Source organism: Actinomadura sp. ATCC 39365 (assembly GCF_054392275.1).
In genome coordinates, this window is the sequence record NZ_CP184335.1 from 6,045,549 (window position 1) to 6,063,243 (window position 17,695).

The 17,695-nt window shown below is 70.7% G+C and carries 20 protein-coding genes and 2 pseudogenes; 13 read left to right on the forward strand and 9 right to left on the reverse strand.

Annotated features, from left to right (window positions below):
- Positions 1–22 precede the first annotated feature (22 nt).
- Positions 23–1,417, forward strand: a complete 1,395-nt coding sequence (locus ACNF49_RS29495; RefSeq protein WP_482939506.1) for a carboxylesterase/lipase family protein — start codon at positions 23–25, stop codon at positions 1,415–1,417.
- On the opposite strand, the gene ACNF49_RS29500 is transcribed toward ACNF49_RS29495, so the two are convergent.
- Positions 1,389–2,510 (reverse strand): PucR family transcriptional regulator, encoded by a 1,122-nt coding sequence (locus ACNF49_RS29500; protein ID WP_482939507.1) that lies wholly within the window; start codon positions 2,508–2,510, stop codon positions 1,389–1,391. The genes ACNF49_RS29495 and ACNF49_RS29500 overlap by 29 nt on opposite strands.
- 114 nt (positions 2,511–2,624) lie before the next feature.
- On the opposite strand from ACNF49_RS29500, the gene ACNF49_RS29505 reads away from it, so the two are divergent.
- Together ACNF49_RS29505 and ACNF49_RS29510 are read left to right on the forward strand one after the other, a co-directional pair.
- Positions 2,625–3,425: an alpha/beta hydrolase family protein gene (locus ACNF49_RS29505; protein WP_482939508.1), complete on the forward strand. Its 801-nt coding sequence runs from the start codon at positions 2,625–2,627 to the stop codon at positions 3,423–3,425.
- Positions 3,426–3,509: 84 nt separating this feature from the next.
- On the forward strand, positions 3,510–4,166 hold the full coding sequence (locus ACNF49_RS29510; RefSeq protein WP_482939509.1) for a TetR/AcrR family transcriptional regulator: 657 nt from the start codon (positions 3,510–3,512) through the stop codon (positions 4,164–4,166).
- A gap of 18 nt (positions 4,167–4,184) precedes the next feature.
- On the opposite strand, the gene ACNF49_RS29515 is transcribed toward ACNF49_RS29510, so the two are convergent.
- Both ACNF49_RS29515 and ACNF49_RS29520 read right to left on the reverse strand, forming a co-directional pair.
- Positions 4,185–4,988, reverse strand: a complete 804-nt coding sequence (locus ACNF49_RS29515) for a carbohydrate ABC transporter permease (protein ID WP_482939510.1) — start codon at positions 4,986–4,988, stop codon at positions 4,185–4,187.
- Entirely contained in the window at positions 4,985–5,548 is a 564-nt protein-coding gene (locus ACNF49_RS29520; RefSeq protein ID WP_482939511.1) for a carbohydrate ABC transporter permease, read from the reverse strand. Before ACNF49_RS29520 ends, ACNF49_RS29515 begins: the two co-directional genes overlap by 4 nt.
- Before the next feature lie 377 nt (positions 5,549–5,925).
- Between ACNF49_RS29520 and ACNF49_RS29525 the strand changes: the two genes are divergently transcribed.
- Both ACNF49_RS29525 and ACNF49_RS29530 read left to right on the forward strand, forming a co-directional pair.
- The gene (locus tag ACNF49_RS29525) at positions 5,926–6,213 is read left to right on the forward strand and encodes a cytochrome P450 (protein ID WP_482939512.1); all 288 of its coding nucleotides are present in this window, start codon (positions 5,926–5,928) and stop codon (positions 6,211–6,213) included.
- 9 nt (positions 6,214–6,222) lie between these two features.
- Positions 6,223–6,660 carry a GNAT family N-acetyltransferase gene (locus tag ACNF49_RS29530; protein WP_482939513.1) on the forward strand — a complete coding sequence of 146 codons (438 nt, stop codon included), beginning with the start codon at positions 6,223–6,225 and terminating at the stop codon, positions 6,658–6,660.
- A 398-nt stretch (positions 6,661–7,058) separates the two neighbouring features.
- On the opposite strand, the gene ACNF49_RS29535 is transcribed toward ACNF49_RS29530, so the two are convergent.
- Entirely contained in the window at positions 7,059–7,991 is a 933-nt protein-coding gene (locus tag ACNF49_RS29535) for an NADP-dependent oxidoreductase (protein ID WP_482939514.1), read from the reverse strand.
- 118 nt (positions 7,992–8,109) lie between these two features.
- Between ACNF49_RS29535 and ACNF49_RS29540 the strand changes: the two genes are divergently transcribed.
- A complete protein-coding gene (locus tag ACNF49_RS29540; protein WP_482939515.1) occupies positions 8,110–9,090 on the forward strand; it encodes a GlxA family transcriptional regulator in 981 nt (326 codons plus the stop codon).
- 357 nt (positions 9,091–9,447) lie between these two features.
- On the opposite strand, the gene ACNF49_RS29545 is transcribed toward ACNF49_RS29540, so the two are convergent.
- Positions 9,448–9,939 carry a hypothetical protein gene (locus ACNF49_RS29545; RefSeq protein WP_482939516.1) on the reverse strand — a complete coding sequence of 164 codons (492 nt, stop codon included), beginning with the start codon at positions 9,937–9,939 and terminating at the stop codon, positions 9,448–9,450.
- A 431-nt stretch (positions 9,940–10,370) separates the two neighbouring features.
- On the opposite strand from ACNF49_RS29545, the gene ACNF49_RS29550 reads away from it, so the two are divergent.
- Positions 10,371–10,499 carry a hypothetical protein gene (locus tag ACNF49_RS29550; protein WP_482939517.1) on the forward strand — a complete coding sequence of 43 codons (129 nt, stop codon included), beginning with the start codon at positions 10,371–10,373 and terminating at the stop codon, positions 10,497–10,499.
- 113 nt (positions 10,500–10,612) lie between these two features.
- Here the strand turns inward: ACNF49_RS29550 and ACNF49_RS29555 are convergent, their stop codons facing one another.
- On the reverse strand, positions 10,613–11,074 hold the full coding sequence (locus tag ACNF49_RS29555; RefSeq protein WP_482939518.1) for a DinB family protein: 462 nt from the start codon (positions 11,072–11,074) through the stop codon (positions 10,613–10,615).
- 429 nt (positions 11,075–11,503) lie between these two features.
- Here ACNF49_RS29555 and ACNF49_RS29560 point away from each other — a divergent pair, with 429 nt between their 5' ends.
- A complete protein-coding gene (locus ACNF49_RS29560; RefSeq protein WP_482939519.1) occupies positions 11,504–11,929 on the forward strand; it encodes a nuclear transport factor 2 family protein in 426 nt (141 codons plus the stop codon).
- A 205-nt stretch (positions 11,930–12,134) separates the two neighbouring features.
- Here ACNF49_RS29560 and ACNF49_RS29565 read toward each other — a convergent pair whose 3' ends face one another.
- Positions 12,135–12,362, reverse strand: coding sequence for a hypothetical protein (locus ACNF49_RS29565; RefSeq protein WP_482939520.1), 228 nt, complete (start codon positions 12,360–12,362; stop codon positions 12,135–12,137).
- 29 nt (positions 12,363–12,391) lie between these two features.
- Here ACNF49_RS29565 and ACNF49_RS29570 point away from each other — a divergent pair.
- From ACNF49_RS29570 to ACNF49_RS29580, 3 genes and pseudogenes are all read left to right on the forward strand, one after another.
- Positions 12,392–12,694: pseudogene (locus tag ACNF49_RS29570) on the forward strand (GAF domain-containing protein); the annotation flags it as partial.
- Between the two features lie 55 nt (positions 12,695–12,749).
- Positions 12,750–13,082 (forward strand): SpoIIE family protein phosphatase, encoded by a 333-nt coding sequence (locus tag ACNF49_RS29575; protein WP_482939521.1) that lies wholly within the window; start codon positions 12,750–12,752, stop codon positions 13,080–13,082.
- 203 nt (positions 13,083–13,285) lie between these two features.
- Positions 13,286–13,561 carry an MBL fold metallo-hydrolase gene (locus ACNF49_RS29580; protein ID WP_482939522.1) on the forward strand — a complete coding sequence of 92 codons (276 nt, stop codon included), beginning with the start codon at positions 13,286–13,288 and terminating at the stop codon, positions 13,559–13,561.
- A gap of 589 nt (positions 13,562–14,150) precedes the next feature.
- Here the strand turns inward: ACNF49_RS29580 and ACNF49_RS29585 are convergent.
- A complete protein-coding gene (locus ACNF49_RS29585; protein WP_482939523.1) occupies positions 14,151–15,107 on the reverse strand; it encodes a helix-turn-helix transcriptional regulator in 957 nt (318 codons plus the stop codon).
- Between the two features lie 63 nt (positions 15,108–15,170).
- On the opposite strand from ACNF49_RS29585, the gene ACNF49_RS29590 reads away from it, so the two are divergent.
- Positions 15,171–16,394, forward strand: a complete 1,224-nt coding sequence (locus tag ACNF49_RS29590) for an epoxide hydrolase family protein (RefSeq protein ID WP_482939524.1) — start codon at positions 15,171–15,173, stop codon at positions 16,392–16,394.
- A gap of 479 nt (positions 16,395–16,873) precedes the next feature.
- Entirely contained in the window at positions 16,874–17,500 is a 627-nt protein-coding gene (locus tag ACNF49_RS29595; RefSeq protein ID WP_482939525.1) for a hypothetical protein, read from the forward strand.
- On the opposite strand, the pseudogene ACNF49_RS29600 reads toward ACNF49_RS29595, so the two are convergent.
- Positions 17,422–17,664, reverse strand: a pseudogene (locus ACNF49_RS29600) (transposase); the annotation flags it as partial. The gene ACNF49_RS29595 and the pseudogene ACNF49_RS29600 overlap by 79 nt on opposite strands.
- Positions 17,665–17,695 lie beyond the last annotated feature (31 nt).

Genomic DNA, 17,695 nt, shown 5'->3' on the forward strand with positions numbered 1-17,695 from the left:
ATCGATCGGTAGGATCCGGCGCATGGACATCATCGCGGCCACCCGGCACGGCAAGGTGCGCGGCCGGCTTCAGGACGGGATCCAGGTCTTCCGGGGCATCCCCTATGCGGCGCCGCCGTTCGGCACCCACCGCTTCCGCGCCCCCGCGCCCGTCGAGTGCTGGGACGGCGTCCGTGACGCGGCGGAGTTCGGCCCGACCGCCCCCAAACGGCCCTACCGGCCGCCGCTCGACCGGCTCATCCCCGAGGAGCAGATCCCCGGCGACGAGTGCCTCAACCTGAACGTCTGGACGCCTGGCGCGGACGGCCGCGCGCGTCCCGTGATGGTGTGGATCCACGGCGGCTCCCTGCGCAACGGCTCGTCCAGCCTGCCCCTGTACGACGGCCACGCCTTCGCCAGGGACGGCGTCGTCCTGGTCTCGATCAACTACCGGCTCGGCGTCGAGGGCTTCGGCGTCTTCCCCGACGCGCCGGACAACCGCGGCCTGCTCGACCAGATCGCCGCGCTGGAATGGGTGCGCGACAACATCGCGGCCTTCGGCGGCGATCCAGGCAACGTCACCGTCTTCGGCGAGTCGGCGGGCGCGATCAGCATCGGCGCGCTGCTCACCAGCCCGCGCGCCAGGGGCCTGTTCCGCCGGGCGATCATGCAGAGCGGCCCGCCGCACACCGTCACGCGGGCCGAGGCCGCGCGGACGGCGCAGCTGATGGCGGCCCGGCTGAAGGTGCCGGCCACGGCCGAGGCGTTCGCCGCGATCGACCGGGAGCGGCTGCTCGACGTCCAGAGCGAGGTGGTCGGCAAGGCGGACCCGATCAGCGGCGGGCCCGGCTTCCACATCGTGACCGAGCCGGACGCCTGTCCGGTCGAGGCCGCCCTGCTCATCGGCGCCAACCGGGAGGAGTACCGGCTCTGGTTCGTGCCCAGCGGAGCCGTGGACCGGGTCGGCCGGCTCATGCTCCGCCTGGCCCTGCTGAAGCTGCGCGTCCCGGGACGGGCCCTGCGGCTCTACCGGTCCGCCCGCCCCGGCGCCACGCCCGGTGAGCTGCTCGGCGAGATGGCCACCGACCTGCTCCTGCGCGCCCCGGTCAACCGCCTGGCCGACAGCGTGGAGCGGGCCCACGTCTACGAGTTCGCCTGGCGGTCGAAGGTCATGGACCTGCGCGCCTGTCACGCCCTGGAGATCGGCTTCGTCTTCGACAACCTGCGGCACTCCCGCGAGCTGGCCGGCGACGAGCCTCCGCAGGAACTGGCCGACACCATGCACCGAGCCTGGGTCGCCTTCGCCGCGACCGGCGATCCGGGCTGGCAGTCGTGGGACTCCTCCCGGCCCGTCATGGTCTTCGACTCGCCGGGCTCTGGCGTCGTGCACGCGCCGCGCGACGAGGAGCTCAGGGTCTGGTCAGCTCGCGCGCGGTGATCGCCGCCGCCAGCAGCCGCGCCTGCGCCGGTTCGGCGAGGTCGAGGCCGGTCAGCACGCTCACCCGGCGCAGCCGGTAGTCCAGCGTGTTGCGGTGGATGTGCAGGTCGAGCGCGGTCCGGCGGCGGTTGTGGCCGCGCTCGACGAAGGCCCGCAGCGTCTCCAGCAGGTGGGGATGGCCGTCGAGCGGCGCGAGCTTGGCGGCCAGCCGGGCCAGCCCCGCGCCCGGACGGGCGAGCTGGTGTTCGAGCAGCACGTCGTCCAGGCGGTAGAGGCCGGGCGGCCGGTCGAGCCTGCGCACCAGGTCCAGCACCTCGCGGGCCTCCCGCGCCGCGTCGGGGATCGCCGCGGGCGCCGCGGCGCGGGCCGCGGCGGCCAGCACGGGCCGTCCCACGGCCCTGGCCAGCCTGCCCGGGACGGCGTCCAGGGCGTGTCCGCCGGGCAGCAGCGCGATTCCCTCGACGTGGTCCATCAGGACCAGCGTCCCGGTGTGCGCGTCCAGGGCCGACTGCACGAGCCGGGCCGGCGGCGCGGGCTGCCCCAGGTCGAGGAGCAGGACCTCGTGCTCCTGGCCCACTTCCACCCCCGTCGCCCCGGCCAGGCTCTCGTACGGGTGGCCGCCCAGCAACGCGCCGATCAGCGCGCGTCGCACCCGTTTGTCCTCGCTCCTGATGTCCTCCTGGGCCTGCTGGTGCGCCAGGGCCACGGCGGGCATCGCCGTGCGCAGACAGCCGAGCATCCGCCGGCCGGCCGAGGCCAGTTCCTCCGGCGCGGCCACCTCGGTCAGCGCCTGCCACCAGACCTCGGCGCCGATCAGGTAGGCGGTCACCGCCGCGTCCAGCGGCAGCCGGTCCTCGGCGCGGCGCGCGGACCACTCGATGACGCGGGTGAGGTCGGCCGGGCCCATGGCGTCGGGGCGGCTGAGCGTCCGCAGCAGGATCGTCAGGACGGCCGAGACCGAGTGGGCCACCTCGCCGTGCAGGGTCTCGGGCGGCAACTCCCGGTAGAACGGCACTTCGGCGGCGCACCGGGCGATCACCGCGGCGGTCAGCCCGCGCACCCTCGGCTGCATCCGGCTGTGCAGGTCGGACATCCCGTGATCGTCACATTGCCCAAACCGGCGCGTCAATTCTTGGCCCGAATGCGGAGAGACGGCGACCTCCGTCGTGTACAGGATTCGTGCAAACCCCCCAGTCAGGAGGCCGCCTTGTTCCGACGCCTGCTCATCGCCCTGCTCGTCGTGCACGCACTCGGCACCGCTCCCGCCCACGCCGCGACCACGGACTGGGGCGCGCCCGGCCCCTACGCGACCGCCGTGGAGGTCGGCGTGGTCAACACCCTCTACTACCCGCGCGACATCGCGAGCAGCGACCGCCGCCACCCGGTGATCGTGTGGGGCAACGGCACGGGCGGCGCCCCGCTCGTCTACCGCGACCTGCTGCTGCAGTGGGCCGGCCACGGGTTCATCGTCTCCGCCGCCAACACCCCGATGTCGAACCTCGGCGTCTCGATGCGTGCCGGGATCGACGCGCTCGCCCGCCGCGACGCCGACCCGTCGAGCCCCTTCCACGGCAAGGTCGACCTGACCCGCATCGGCGCCTCCGGGCACTCACAGGGCGGCGCGGCGGCCATCGTCGTCGGCGCCGACGCCCGGGTGGACACCGTCCTGCCCATCCAGCCCGGCCCGCTGGCCGACATCGACGGCGTGCACGGGCCCGCCTTCCTCATGGCCGGCCAGAACGACTCCATCGTCTGGCCCTGGCTGGTCAGGTCCTTCTACGACGACGCGGACCACATCCCGGCGATCTACGGCGAGGTGCGCGGCGCCGACCACTTCACCGTCGTCGGCGACCCCGGGCCGTTCGCCGCGCCCACCACCGCCTGGTGGCGCTTCCAGCTCATGGACGACCCCGAGGCGCGGGCCCTGTTCCACGGCCCGGACTGCGGCATCTGCCTGGACCGCGACACCTGGTCGGACGTGCGCCGCAACGCGCTCGTGCCGCGGTGACCGAAGAGCCCTCCGGCCGTGGTCACGTCGGCGCCCCGACGTGCGAGGAGACCAGCCGGAGCGGCGTCTTGGCAGAATGAGCGCGTGACTGACGACCGATCGGCGGCTCTGGCGACCCAGCGCCGGATCGCCGCCTCCGACATCCGGCTGCCCGAGCACATCCTGCTCCGGGGCACCTCCGGCCGGATCCTGCGCGAGGCGCTGCAGCTCTTCGCCGAGCGGGGCTTCTACGGCACCTCCATCCGCGACCTCGCGGTGGCCTGCGAGATCCGCTCGGCGACGCTCTACTCGCACTACCCGACCAAGGAGAACGTCCTGGCGGAGCTGGTGCGCATCGGTCACGAGGAGCACCACCGGCGGCTGACCGAGGCGGCCGCGGCGGGCCCGGCGGATCCCGCGTCGCGCCTGCGCCGGGTGGTGCGCGCCCACGTCCTGGCGCACGCGGAGTTCCCCATGCTGGCCGTCGTGGCCGACAACGAGCTGCACGCCCTGTCTCCCGAGCTGGCCGGCCCCGCGCTCATGCTGCGCGCGGCCGGCCGGCAACTGCTCATCGACATCATCGACGAGGGCATCGCCGCGGGCGTCTTCGCCGTGCCCGACGCCTTTCTCGCGGTGACCGCGATCAGCGGGATGGGAATGCGCGTGGCGAACTGGTACGACTCCGCCCTGCCGTACGAACCGGACGAAGTTGCGGACACCTACGCGGACTTCGCGTTGCGCATCACCGGGGAGAGCTCCTGACGGCGAACGGCGCCGGGCCTACTTGAGGCTGCCCGCCGTGATGCCGCTCACCACCTGACGGTTGAACACCACGTAGACCGCGATCATCGGCAGGGTGATGATCGACAGGGCCGAGAACAGCAGGCCGTAGTCGGTCACGTAGCGGCTGGAGAAGGCCAGCAGGCCGGTCGGGATCGTCTTGAGCGAGTCGTCCTGGATGTAGAGCAGGGCCAGCAGGAACTCGTTCCAGCAGGACAGCGCCGAGAACACGGCCACGGTCGCCAGCCCCGGCCGCAGCAGCGGCAGCGCGATCAGCAGGTAGACCCGCAGGTCGGAGGCGCCGTCGATGTGCGCGGCCTCGAACAGCTCCCGTGGCAGCGCGTCCAGGTAGACCTTGATCAGGTACGTGGCCAGTGGCAGCCCCATGGCCGTGTACGGGATGATCAGCGCCCACCGGGTGTCGCTCAGCGCCAGCTCGGTGAACATCGTGCTCTGGGCGATGAAGTACGACTGCAGCGGCAGCAGCAGCCCGAGCGCCAGCAGGCCCATGAGCAGCCCGCGCCCGCGGAAGTCGAAGCGGCTGAACGCGAACGCCGCCGACGACAGCGCCAGGATCAGCAACACCGACACCGAGGTCACGATCACGCTGTTGAGCGCGTACCCGCCGATGCCGCCGACCACCCACGCCTCGGCCCAGCGGCCGAAGTCCAGCGCCGCGGGCAGGGCGAACGGGTCGGCGAAGATCTGCGCGTTGGACTTGAAGCTGGAGGCCACCATCCACAGCAGCGGCAGGAAGAACGCCGCCGACACCACGGCCAGCAGCACGGTCGAGAGCCTTCTCATCGGGCCGACCTCCTGCGCAGGCGCATGAAGGCCAGCCCGATGAGCACGACGGCCGCGGTCATCAGCACCGCCATGGCCGAGCCGTAGCCGACCTCGCCGTCGCGGAAGACCACCCGGGTCAGGTAGGTGGTGGGGATCTCCGTCGCGTTGTACGGCCCGCCGCCCGTCATGACGTAGAACAGGTCGAACGTCTGGAAGCCGCCCGTGACGCAGAGCAGCAGGCAGACCTCGACCGCGTCCCTGATCATCGGCACCTTGATCCGGCGGAAGATGGCCGGCTCACCGGCGCCGTCGAGGCGGGCGGCCTCGACCACGTCCGACGGGATCTGGGCGAAGGCGGCGTAGAAGATCGCCATGTAGAACCCGGCGTACACCCACCCGGAGACGACGCAGACGGCCAGGAGCGCCGTGCTCTCGTCGCCCAGCCAGACCTCGCCCGGCACGCCGACGAGCCCCAGCAGCGCGTTGACCAGGCCGAAGTCGGCGTTGTAGACGAACGCCCAGAGCACGGCCACGACCACCAGGACCACCATGTCCGTGCGCCGGTAGTAGTGGGCCATCCGCGTGAGCAGGTCGATCGATAGTCGCGTCGGATGTCCAAAGGTCGCCGGATGTCCTCTCCGTGCACGATCGTCTCGCCCAGCATCGCCATGACCGGCAAGGGTGGCTTGGTCGTGCTGGTGATGATGCGGCGGAACCTGGCAAGCGTCTCGGCCGGGGTCGCGCCCAGTTGTTCGGCCAGCCGCATGCGTACGGTTTCACCGACGCGCTCGACACCGGTTGTGAGGCGCAGCGGGGTAGGTGTTCGACCGGGACAAGCTCCACGATGCACAGTGGTGCTGTGATTCTTGGCCGGGGTCGCGTGTCATGGTGATGAAGAGGTTCGCGGCGGGATTCGCGTTGCTGTTGTTCGACCTGCGTTCAGCAACTCGGCAGCGTGTCGATCAAGGAGGACGAGAAGGTCGTCGTCTTCTACTCCTGCACCAACCGCGACGCCGCCGTCTTCGCCGACCCCGACGTCTCCGACATCGGCCGCGAACCCAACCCGCACACCAGCTTCGGCGGCGGTGCGCACTTCTGCCTCGGCAACCATCTCGCCAAGCTGCAACTGCGCGTCCTGTTCGAACTACTCGCCCGCCGCTTCTCCCGCCTCCGCCAGATCGGCGAGGCCCGGCGGCTGTGCTCGAACTTCAGCAACGGAATAAGGAGTTGCCCGTCCGCCTAGGGTGACCTTGTGCACGTCATCGACATCTCGCCCGACCAGCGCCTGCTCGATCTGCAGCGCGCCGCCTACGCCGTCGAGGCCGCGCTCATCGGCGACGACCGTATCCCGCCGCTGCACGAGCCCCTTTCCGACCTACTCGCAGCGCCCCTCACCTGGGTCGGCGCCTTCGACGGGGACGTCCTGCTGGGGGCCATCGCCTGGGAGGCCGCCGCGACCATGCTGGATATCAACCGGCTCGTGGTCTCGCCCTCGGCCTTCCGCCGCGGCATCGGACGGCTGCTCGTCGCCACCGCCCTCGACCGTGCCGCCGGCCGTACCGTCCTGGTCTCCACCGGCCGCGACAACACCCCCGCCCGCCGCCTCTACGAGGGATACGGCTTCGCCTGGCTGAACGACATCGAGGTCATCCCCGGCCTCTGGATTACCAACTACCACCTCACCCCCTGAACCTTTCCTCGGCTGCACGCACAGGCCAACCCGGCTCTCGATGATCCGGACCGAGCACTGGGGCGGTCAGCGGGCGGTAGCGTTCGACGGCGAGAGGGCGTCTGGCCCGAGGGTCCTGGCCATCAGCCAAACGCTCGGCATGCGGGCGGCCGCCGGCATGGACGAGTTCGAGGTAGCGGGCGTTATCGGGTTCGACGACCATCCCCAGCTACCTCGGCGACTTTGCCGACCTGTGCGACGAACTCGGTGCCTGACGCGTAGCCGTGACCCCTGATGAAGGGCGGCGGAGGCGATGAGCAGGCGGAGGGCCGCCCGCCAGGCGAGCCCAGCCCCGGCATCCCCGAGGAGGCGAAGGGCGGGAACCAGGCCGCGCCGGCCCTGGCCATGCGCACCGGCGATCATGCCTTGAGCGACAGCACGATCTTTCCCGTGGTACGGCCGGCATCGCTGAGCTCGTGAGCCTCGGCCGCCCGCTCCAGCGGGAACACCCGGTCGATCTCGGGACGCAGCAGCCCCGCCTCCACCAGCTCGGCGACCTGCCGCAACCCCGCCTGGTCGGCCTCCACGATCATGAAGACGGCCCGCCGGCCCACGGCGGCGGCCTCCTCGGCCAGGTACGCCTCGGCCGGTGAGGCGAGCGAGACCAGGATGCCGCCCGGACGCAGGATCTTCAGCGACCGCGGCCCGTAGGCGCCGCCGATCGTGTCGATCACGACGTCCACCGGCTCCACGACCGCCTCGAAGTCGGTCTCGGTGTAGTCGATCAGCTCGTCCGCGCCGAGCCCACGCAGGAACTCGTGCTTGGCCGTACGGGCGGTTCCGATCACATGGGCGCCGCGCGCCTTGGCGATCTGGACGGCCAGGTGCCCGACCCCGCCCGCCGCCGCGTGCACCAGTACCCGCTGCCCCGGGCCCACCTCGGCGACGTCCACCAGGGCCTGCCAGGCGGTGAGCGCGGCCAGCGGCAGCGCTGCAGCCTGCACGTGGGTCAACGTCCCGGGCTTGCGGACCAGGTGCCGGGCCGGGGAGGTCACATACTCGGCATACGTGCCCGCCGGAATCGGGTGGCGCGGCATGCCGAACACCTCGTCGCCGGGGGCGAGCGTGGCGACCCCCGGACCGACCGCCTCGACCACGCCGGACAGGTCCCAGCCGAGCGGCACCACCGCGCCGGCCAGCCCGCCGGAACCCCGGTGCCAGGAGTCGGTCGGGTTGACACCCGCCGCGTGCACCCGCACCAGCACCTCGGCCGGGCCGGGCTCCGGCCGCTCCGCCTCGATCACCTTCAACACCTCAGGGCCGCCGAAACCGTCCTGGCCGATCGCGCGCATCGTCATCTCCTGCTGTCTTTCGCCTGCCGCGCCCTGATGGCCCGGCAAGGACAAGACTCGCGCACCAGGCCACGGCGGAGCGAGTGGCAAGAATGCCATCATGTGAAAGAATCTTGCCATGCATCGCGTCCGCGTCCTGGCCCTTGACGGGGTCTATCCCTTCGAGCTCAGCATCCCGGTGCGGGTCTTCGGCACTGCCGCCGGTCGCGCGGGCGAGCCGCTCTACGACGTCACCACCTGCAGCTTGGACGGCGGGCCGGTTGCCACGAGCGCCGACTTCGCCATCACGGTGGCGCACGGCAGCGAGGCGCTCCGGACGGCCGACACCCTGGTCATCCCGCCGTTCGCCTGCGGCCCCGAGGCGGAGCGCGACTGGCTGCCCGACGCGCTGCGCCACGCCCTGGCTCTGGTGCCGGCCAGTGCGCGCATCGTCTCGATCTGCACGGCCTCCTACGTGCTCGCCGCCGCCGGCCTGCTCGACGACCGGCCCGCCACCACGCACTGGAACGAAGCCGAGCACTTCCAGCGTGCCTTCCCCCGGGTCCAGGTGGACGCGAACGTCCTGTTCGTCGACGAGGGGCGGATCCTCACCGCAGCGGGCGTCGCCGCCGGCATCGACCTCTGCCTGCACCTGGTACGCCGCGACCACGGTAGCGACGTCGCCAACCGGGTGGCCCGCCTCTGCGTGGTGCCCCCGTGGCGGGAGGGCGGCCAGGCCCAGTACATCGAGCGCCCCGTGCCCGAGCCCGCCGCCGCCACCACCTCCGCCACCCGCGCCTGGGCCCTGCAGGAACTGCACCGGCCGCTCACCCTGGCCGAGCTGGCGGCCAACGCCGGAATGAGCGTCCGCACCTTCTGCCGACGCTTTCGCGAGGAGACCGGCCTGCCACCCGGCCAGTGGCTCACCCGCCAGCGGGTCGAGCAAGCGCGCCGCCTCCTGGAGGCCACCGACCTGCCGGTCGACCGGGTCGCCGCCCTCGCCGGCTTCGGCACCGCCGCCTCCCTGCGCCAGCACCTCGCCACCACCATCGGCGTCCCACCCTCGGCCTACCGCCAGTCCTTCCGCACCGCGGCCAGTGCCGTCGACCGGGCGACGTGAGGGCCCGATCGGCCCAGTCCGGCTTCGGCCGGGTGACCTGACGCTTCAGCACTGCCACCTCGTGCCGGAGGACCATGATCTCGACGTCCTCGGACGCCTGATCACGCCCAGCAAGACCGGCCATGCAGCGGGCCGTGGTGGGGAGGTGGGGAGTTACTGCTGCTGAGGTAGGACCCGCCGCCGTAGCAAGTCGCGGCGTGCGCGGTGGTGGACCGACCAGCACCCCCGCGAGCGAGGAGCAAGGAGCAGGGCAGCAGGGAGCCGTAGCCGAGCCAGGTGGACGAGGAGGGGGTCAGTTCTCACAAACCGTAGGGCACGCAGACCACCCCACCCCGTACAGCGCCCGGCCAAGGCCGGTCAGCCTGCCGCCGGGCTCTGCTCGCCGTCCTGGCGAACCGTCCCGAGAGGGATGCAGTTGTCCGGGGTGCCGGTACGTACCCCCTCGCACAGCTGAGCCCGCGACAGATCGGCCTTCTCCGGTACCAGTTGCCAGGCACGAGTCCAGTACGGAGTGTCCGCCGCCAGATCGCCGAACTGCTTCGAAACGCCGGTGCCGTACTCGGGGGAGTGCATTTCCTCTTCGGTGAAGTAGTTGGTCCCGTTGTCCATGCCGCCACAGCTGACCTGGCTGTTGGCGTCCTGGGCGGCCTTGCATCCGTCGTACCGGACCACCCAGTACGCCTGTGGGTGCGGGGCCTTCAGGGGGCGTCCCGGAGTGCTGGTGACCTTCAACACGAGCTGGATGTATGTCAGGCCCCGCGGCGCCGGGGACTGCGGAGCGTCGGGACTGAGCTGGGCGTCCACGATCTGAACCGAGTGCGGATAGGGCCCCTTCTTCACAGACAACACCGGACCGCGTCCCTCGAACGAGGCGCCCGACGGAGAGGGCGACGGACTCACCGGGGCAGACGTCCTGGGCGTGACCGCCAGGTCCGGGGCAGACCGGTCCGGTTGCACCCACCCTCCGCACGCGGCCAGAAGACCACTGCAGACCAGGGCAAAACCGCCTCGCGCCCACCGGACCAGACGTATGCGTCCACCGTTCCCCATAGATCCTCCTGTTGCTTGCCATGGGGTCGGGCTCCCAGCCACCCCCTTCTGATCTTGGGCACACAGTAGCGAAGGCGGTTGGTCGGACTTACTGCGAAGTTCCCGAAAGCGGCCGAACATCCCTGCCTGCCGACCTGGGAGACGATGATCTCAGGGATGTTGTCACGCCGAAACCGCTGTACGCGCGTCCGCAGCGGACGCCGAAGAAGAGCGGCAGATCCGCAAACTGCTTGGCTGCCATCCTTGGCATCGGCAACGTCGACAACTTCCATGTCCAGCTGTCCCAGTGGTCCATCAACGAGATCGGACCAGCCCTCTACGGCTCAGCCCTGTACGGCCCCATGCCCACGAGCACGTAAACCTTCGTCGGCCCGCTCGGCGTCCTGGGGCTACGGCTGACCACCGCTCAGCTGATCAGCGGGTACGTCGGTGAGGCGGCTGGAGCTGGATACGGGTGATGCCGGGAGAGCCGCTATGCCCCCGTGGCCCCATCGATGCGCTCTCGGATCAGGTCGGCGTGCCCGGTGTGCTGCGCGTACTCCTCCAGGAGGTGGATGTAGATCCAGCGGAGGCTGACCTTGCCGGTCGGCGCCCGGGGGTCGTCGGCCAGCTCCTCCAGGTCGATGTCCGCAACCGCGGCATCGCAGGCAGCCGTCTCCGCGAGGAAGGCGGCGTAGTCGGCCTCGGCGTCGGCGTCGGCCACCAGGTCGAAGTCGCCGTCTTCGTACTCCTCCGTGATGTACAGCTCGGGCAGGTTCTCGTGCAGGAACTTCTCCCGGAACCACCAGCGCTCGACTTCCGTCATGTGCCGCAGGAGACCGAGCAGCGTCAGGTTGGACGGCTCCGCGGCGGCGGTCTTCAATTGCTCGGAGGTGAGGCCGGAGCATTTGCGCAGCAGGAACAGCCGGCGGAGCTTCAACCAGTCATCCAGCATCTCGCGTTCGCCACAGGCCATGTCCGTCCGAGGTCCCCGCTCTACGTCGGGTGCTGTCCACGTCATGTCACCATCATGACGACCTGCGCAACCGCTTTCGCCGGGTACGCACGTATTCTGCCCGCCGCTGGGCGCATCGCTCGAAGATGAGGCTCGACCAGGGCATCCCTGTCCCACCACGCCCCTCGCAGCCACCGCCCTCGCGTTCAGCCTCGCATGCCTTGCCGCCTCGCCCGCCGCCGCCCCGGACACCGACTACGAGTGCGCAGAACTGGTGGGCTCGTGCGGCTGTCGCGTCATCGTCGTCCTTTCCTGGCCGGCAGGTCACGTCTCATCCTGTCCGAACCGGTCGGGGCGAGGCTTGACCATCGGTGCGCGACTGCTCTCCGTATGCTGTACGGTACGTTGTACGACTTGAGGAGGAGCAGCATGTACCAGCCGAGCACCCAGGAACTGAAGAACATCGACGACTGGTTCGCCGCCTACGACGCGCTGGCCGAGGAGGGCGCGATCGAGCGGCTCGCCGACCTGGCGGTCTTCCCGATGAACGTGGCCACCGACGTGCCCGACGGCCACGCGAGCGTCGCCCAGTGGACGCGGGCCGAGTACGTCGAGGGCATGAAGCAGGCCATGGGCGGCGGCACCGCCGGGCTCGACCTGCGCTCGACGCGCACGCCGCGCTTCGTCAGCCGGAACCTGGTGGTCGTGGAGACCGAGGCGACGATGACGATCGAGGGCGAGGAGCACCGCATGCACTACGCCGACCTGCTGGTGCGCACCGAGGACGGGTGGGCGTTCCAGACCATGGTCCAGGGCGGCTGGGGGCACGGCTGGCCGTCCGCCAGGCGCGGCTGACCCTGTCGTCCCCGGTCAGGGCGCACCTGACCGGGCGCTACCGGACGCCGTCGCGGGTCATCCTCGCGGCGGCGTCGCGGAGCACCCGGGGAGCCAGCCGGCGATGGATCGCCGACAGGGGCGGCCACACGACGCGCCCGAGGCGCCGGTCATAGCGCAGGAGGGTGGTCAGCGCCGTCCGCCGCCCGGACGACGAGGTTGGCGGTCAGTTGGGGTCGGGGCGGTGGGAGGGCCACCGGCGGCGTGGGGCAGGGGAGTCGTCGTAGCGCAGGCGGGCGGTCAGGATGCGCTGAGCGGTCAGCCGGACCTGGCGTTCCTCCTGCGGGTCACGGCCGCCGCCGCTGCCCGAGAGAGCTGGCTCGCGGTGGCGGGCGGCGCGCTGCGCGGCGCGGATCTTCTCGCCGCGGTCCTCCCGCGGTGGCGTGTAAGGCATGCGCAGATACGGGCAGCGCCGCCGCGCTGATGGCCCACGCCGGCGTCCACTCCTACCTCACGGTCCCGCTCATCGCCCATGGTGAGGTGATCGGCGCCTTGGACATGGCTCGAACCCGCAATCAGGTGCCGTTTGACCATGACGACCTGCTTCTGGCAGGCGAGCTGGCCAGCGGCATCGCCGCCGCCGCTGCCATGGGCCAGCTGCGGATAGCCACCCGCACCCTGGCCGCGCTGGACCCTTCCAAGGTGCTCGACTACCTCGACGCCATCGCCACCGACCTGGAGCTGCCCTTCGCCACCTGCGTCTACGTCGTCTACGACCCCGAACGTGACCAGTGCACCATCTCCACGGCCGGGCACCTGCCACCGGTGCTCATCGCGACCGGTGGCCCGCCCACGCTCATCGAGGTCTCCCCCAGGCGCGCCGCTGGGGGTCGGCGGTGCCGCCTTCACCACCATCACCTTCCCGGCCGCCCAGGGCAGCCGGCTGGTTCTGTACACCGACGGCCTGGTCGAGACCCGCGACGACCCCATCGACGAGCGCCTACAGGCCCTGTGCCAGCTGCTGGACGGTCCCCGGCGCTCGAGGGAGGACACCTGCGAGGACCTTCTGCGCGCGCTGCGTCAACCCGACGACCCCGACGACGTCCTCCTGCTCATCGCCGACCTGAAACCAGGCGAAGCGCCACTCCTTCACGCCTTCGAGCCGAACATGTAGTCAGAGGTGAGTTCTGCGGGTCTTCGATGTGACGTGGGCCGGGTAGCCAGTAGGGGAGAGCGGCGGTTGTGCCAGGGCGGCCGGTCAGGGGCGTTCGGAGGAGACGGCCAGTAGCGCAGCGTCCAGAGCCCGCCGCTGGGGGCGGTGGCCTGCTCACTAGCGCGGATTCTCGTTCCGATGCTGGTCAACCCCCCGTTTCACTCGTGCACCGGTGGGGAGGCAGTAGCCATGACCGAGGTGACCGGAAACGTTTTCTGCTCGGCGGAACTGATGTCAACTGGGTCCTCCTGCGGGAGGGAGACGATCTGACACTCATCGACGGCGGATGGCCGGGCGATGTCGCCGCGGTGGAGGATTTCATCCGCTCGATCGGCCGCAGGCCCGAAGACGTACGAGCGATCCTGCTGACGCACGCGCACATCGACCACCTGGGGGCGGTCTGTTCGGATGCGCCAGCCGTCGGTCAACCAAGTCGCTGAGCCCACCGATACCAGCCAGCCCGCCGGGTCCCAGCAACCCGCCCTGCTGCGCCGCGGCGGCACCGTCACCTCCCGCCGCGACGGCAAGGAAGTACTGTATCGGGGCGACCGCAACGGCGTCGCCCGCATCCCCGAGGTCGAGGGCGGGCGGGCCCGGCTGGCCTGTGCCGGGCTCGGGGGCGCCGATGAGGAACTGCTTGGCGACGTTGAAGGGCAGCCACCGGTAGATCCCCGCCCCCCACGCCGGGGACCGCCTGCACGAGCGACTCGGCGACCATGGCGTACCCCAGCAGCAGCGTCAGGGCGGCGGCGGTGTGCCTGACCATCGCCCCGACCTCGACCGCGATGACGCCGGCGATCGCGTAGTAGCCGGCGGCGCCCACCACGGGGTGTTATCAGTGGCGCGGCCACCGGCCGGCGCGGGCCCGGTTCGACCGGGATTTGGGCCGAACCGGCGGGCGCAGGGAGACGGTCAGGCGCCGGCGTGGTGGCCGCCGCCGTCCTGGCCCTGATCGTCATCCGGAACGGCAAGACGCCGCAGCAGGACGCCACCGACCAGGAAACCGCGCTCACCCACTGATGGGAGAGCTCACATGAACACGGCGCGCAGACAGCGCTCCGCCTGGACGCGGAGGGCATCGGCGAGGGCGGGCGGGCCGTCGACCAGCGTGAACCCGGTGTCCAGCGAGGTGATCATCCACACCAGGTCGGACGGGGTCTCCGCGCCGACGCGCAGCAGGCAGCTCAGATCGTCCACCGCCTCGACGACTCCCATGCCCGGCCAGATCCGCTCCGCCACGGCCGCCGCGGACTCGTGCAGGAGAACGGTGGCCTGGCACGGCCAGGTCCGCGACGACAACTGGTGCGCCAGGTAGGTCGCGACGTCGCCCTCCGGCGGCTCTCTGGGCGGGAAACGCCGGCCGGTGGGGGTGCGGGGCGTCAGCCGGTCCACCCGGAAGGTCCGCCAGTCGTCGCGGTCGAGGTCCCACGCGACCAGGTACCAGTGGCGGCCGAAGCTGACCAGGCTGTGCGGCTCGACCTGCCGGATGCTCTCACCACCGCGAGGGCTGGTGTAGTCGAAGCGCAGGCGTTCACGGCGACGGCAGGTCTCGGCGATGGCCATCAGCGTGTCCGGGCTCACCGTGGGCCCGGTGCCGCCGACCCGCACGGTCGCCACGTTGAGTGCGTTCACCCGGTGCCGCAACCGCGACGGCAGCACCTGCTCCAGCTTGGACAGCGCCCGCAGCGAGGTCTCCTCGATCCCTGCGACCGAGCCGCCCGCCGCCGTACGCAGCCCGACGGCCACGGCGACCGCCTCGTCGTCGTCCAGCAGCAGCGGCGGCAGCGACGCACCGGCCCCCAACTGGTACCCGGCGGCGCCCTGTGTGGCGTGCACCGGGTAGCCCAACTCGCGCAGCCGCTCCACGTCGCGGCGAACCGTGCGCGTGGCGACTCCTAGCCGTTCGGCGAGGTCGGCGCCGGACCAGTGGCGATGGGTCTGCAGGAGCGACAGCAGCCGTAGCAGCCGCGCGGAGGTGTCCGCCATGCCTTCCAGATTGCCACGCTCTTAGGACCGAATCTGTCCTAAGAGCGTTCTAACGTCATGGACATGACAATCCCACAGGGCATTCACCCCTACCGAATCGACATCCCGCAGGCCCAGCTCGACGACCTGCGCGCGCGGCTGGCCGGCACTCGCTGGCCGGACGAACTGCCCGGCGTCGGCTGGAGCCGCGGCGTTCCGGTGGGCTACCTGCGTGGGCTCGCCGAATACTGGCGCACCGCCTACGACTGGCGGGCCCACGAGGCTGCGCTCAACGAGCACCCCCAATTCGTCAGTCACCATGACGGGCAGAACGTGCACTTCATGCACCTGCGCTCGCCCGAGCCCGACGCCGTGCCGCTGTTGCTGCTGCACGGCTGGCCGGGCGGGATCGTGGACTTCCTCGACGTGATCGGCCCGCTCACCAAGGCCGGCTTCCACCTGGTGATCCCGTCGCTGCCCGGCTTCGGCTTCTCCACCCCGCTGGCCGGGCCGGGCATGAGCGCCGCACGCATGGCCGGGCTGCTCATCGAGCTGATGGCCCGCCTCGGGTACGACAGGTACGGTGTGCAGGGCTACGACACCGGATCCTGGGTCGCCCCCGAGATCGGCAGGCAGGACCCCGACCACGTCATCGGCATCCATCTCAACGCCATGATCACCTTCCCGGTGGGCGCCGAAGGCGAGATGGACGGTCTCACCGAGATCGAGCAGCGCCGCTGGCAGGCGATGCAGAGCTTCAACGACGGCTACCTGCAGTGCAACTCCAAGCGCCCTCAGACCGTGGCGTACGCGCTCAACGACTCGCCGGTCGGCCAGCTCGCCTGGATCGTGGAGAAGTTCAAGGAGCTCACCCACCCCGTGGACGGGCTCCCTGAGGACAGCGTCGACCGGGATCGCATGCTCACCGACGTCTCGATCTACTGGTTCACTGGCACGGCCGGATCGGCGGCGCAGATCTACTACGAGGAGATCACCGCGAACGCCTGGAACCAAGCCGCGGACTCGGGCGAGAACACGGGGCAGGACACGGGGGAGGACACGGGGGACTGGGCCGAAGGCACAAGTGCCTGGAGCGAGGGCGCGGGCGACTGGGCGGCGGCCCTGCGCGGGACCACCCCCACCGGCGTGCTGGTCTCCGCTCACGACGTGACCATCCGCAAATGGGCCGAACGCGACCACAACATCGTCCACTGGACCGAGCTGGACGAGGGCGGCCACTTCCTCACGATGGAAGCCCCCGAGTTGCTGGTCGCCGACATGCTCGCCTTCTTCGCCAAGCTGCGCTGAACCAGGTCGACCGGCGCGGTCTCCGGTGAACGTTCGGGAGTGAGGGCTCAGCCGTGTTCGACGTGCCGGCTGTGGTCGGTGACCTGGGGCGCCGGCGGTTCTCGTATCGAGGCTGGTAACCCTACGCTTGTGCTTCACCGTATCCGAATGCTGCTCCTTGCCCCGGCGAGCTACTTCTGAGCAGGTATTTTGCCGTTAATCGACGCCCGTTTCGCTGGTAACAGTGCTGTATTTGAAGCGCGATGTACTCTCCCGATCACCCCTGCCGGTAAGTACAAGGGTCGGCACCCTATGGTGGCCAGCGTCTACCGCGCCCTGGCCGAGGCGGAACCGTTGCCGACCACCGATACAGCCGCGGGCGCCGAGAGCGGCCATCAGCAGGTGCCGCACGGCGGGCGGAAAAGCAGCCGGCCGGTGCGGGACTGGCCACCACCAGTGATATCACCTAGAGTCACGGAGTGACTTCATCAAGCAACAATGTGGGTAAGGGGGATCCGCGGCACCGACCCGCCGGCCGCGGGCCCCGCAACGACGACCGCAAGACCGCCCATGGTCTGGCGGCCCTGGCGTTCGCAGCCGCAGCAGCCATCCCCGCAGCAGCCATCCCCGCCGCTGCCCCTGCGGCGGCTGCGGCCGCCGACCGCCCAGATGCCCTCCACCGCGTCCTGGCCGCCACCTGCGACCCCGGCAGCGGCTCACAGACCTTCTACTCCTCCGACAAGTCGTCCAAGGGCAACGTGCACATGTGCGCCAGCGTGCTCAAGCGCGCCAACGGCACCCACGCCATCCAGGCCACCTTCAGCGGCGACTTCTTCTACTACTGGGGCCTCGCCTGGTACGAAGAGAACAAGTGCGTCTTCGGCTGCCACTTGACGGGTCACTTCTGGCTGAACAAGCCCACCGGCGCCCCCGTTCCCGGCGAGATCAGCGCCACGCTCAAAGGCCGCCATGCCACCGCCACCCACACCTTCGAAGGCCTGACCAGCGGCCGCTACAAGGTCACCGCCGGCGTCACCAAGGAAGGCGGCTACTGGCGCAACGAGGGCCACGTCGACAGCTCTCGCATCTCGATGAAGACCCTGAACGTCACCGTCAACATCCCCTGAACCAACACTCCGCGCAAACCGGCCGCCACCCGGCCGTGGCGATCCTGGACGAACAACCCGTACACCGCCCGCCAGGAACCGAAGCACTCCGGCACGTCCCGCCACGGCGTACCCACCCGCAACCGCCAGCGGATCCCATCGATGGGCTGCCGTTTACTCCACTGAGACGGTCCACCTGGGCACCAGGCAGCAGGC

Coding starts and splice junctions, on each gene's coding strand:
- ACNF49_RS29495 (WP_482939506.1), top strand. CDS start 23: ATGGACATCATCGCGGCCACCCGGCACGGCAAGGTGCGCGGCCGGCTT.
- ACNF49_RS29500 (WP_482939507.1), bottom strand. CDS start 2,510: ATGTCCGACCTGCACAGCCGGATGCAGCCGAGGGTGCGCGGGCTGACC.
- ACNF49_RS29515 (WP_482939510.1), bottom strand. CDS start 4,988: ATGAGAAGGCTCTCGACCGTGCTGCTGGCCGTGGTGTCGGCGGCGTTC.
- ACNF49_RS29520 (WP_482939511.1), bottom strand. CDS start 5,548: ATGGCCCACTACTACCGGCGCACGGACATGGTGGTCCTGGTGGTCGTG.
- ACNF49_RS29535 (WP_482939514.1), bottom strand. CDS start 7,991: ATGCGCGCGATCGGCCAGGACGGTTTCGGCGGCCCTGAGGTGTTGAAG.
- ACNF49_RS29540 (WP_482939515.1), top strand. CDS start 8,110: ATGCATCGCGTCCGCGTCCTGGCCCTTGACGGGGTCTATCCCTTCGAG.
- ACNF49_RS29555 (WP_482939518.1), bottom strand. CDS start 11,074: ATGCTGGATGACTGGTTGAAGCTCCGCCGGCTGTTCCTGCTGCGCAAA.
- ACNF49_RS29560 (WP_482939519.1), top strand. CDS start 11,504: ATGTACCAGCCGAGCACCCAGGAACTGAAGAACATCGACGACTGGTTC.
- ACNF49_RS29565 (WP_482939520.1), bottom strand. CDS start 12,362: ATGCCTTACACGCCACCGCGGGAGGACCGCGGCGAGAAGATCCGCGCC.
- ACNF49_RS29585 (WP_482939523.1), bottom strand. CDS start 15,107: ATGGCGGACACCTCCGCGCGGCTGCTACGGCTGCTGTCGCTCCTGCAG.
- ACNF49_RS29590 (WP_482939524.1), top strand. CDS start 15,171: ATGACAATCCCACAGGGCATTCACCCCTACCGAATCGACATCCCGCAG.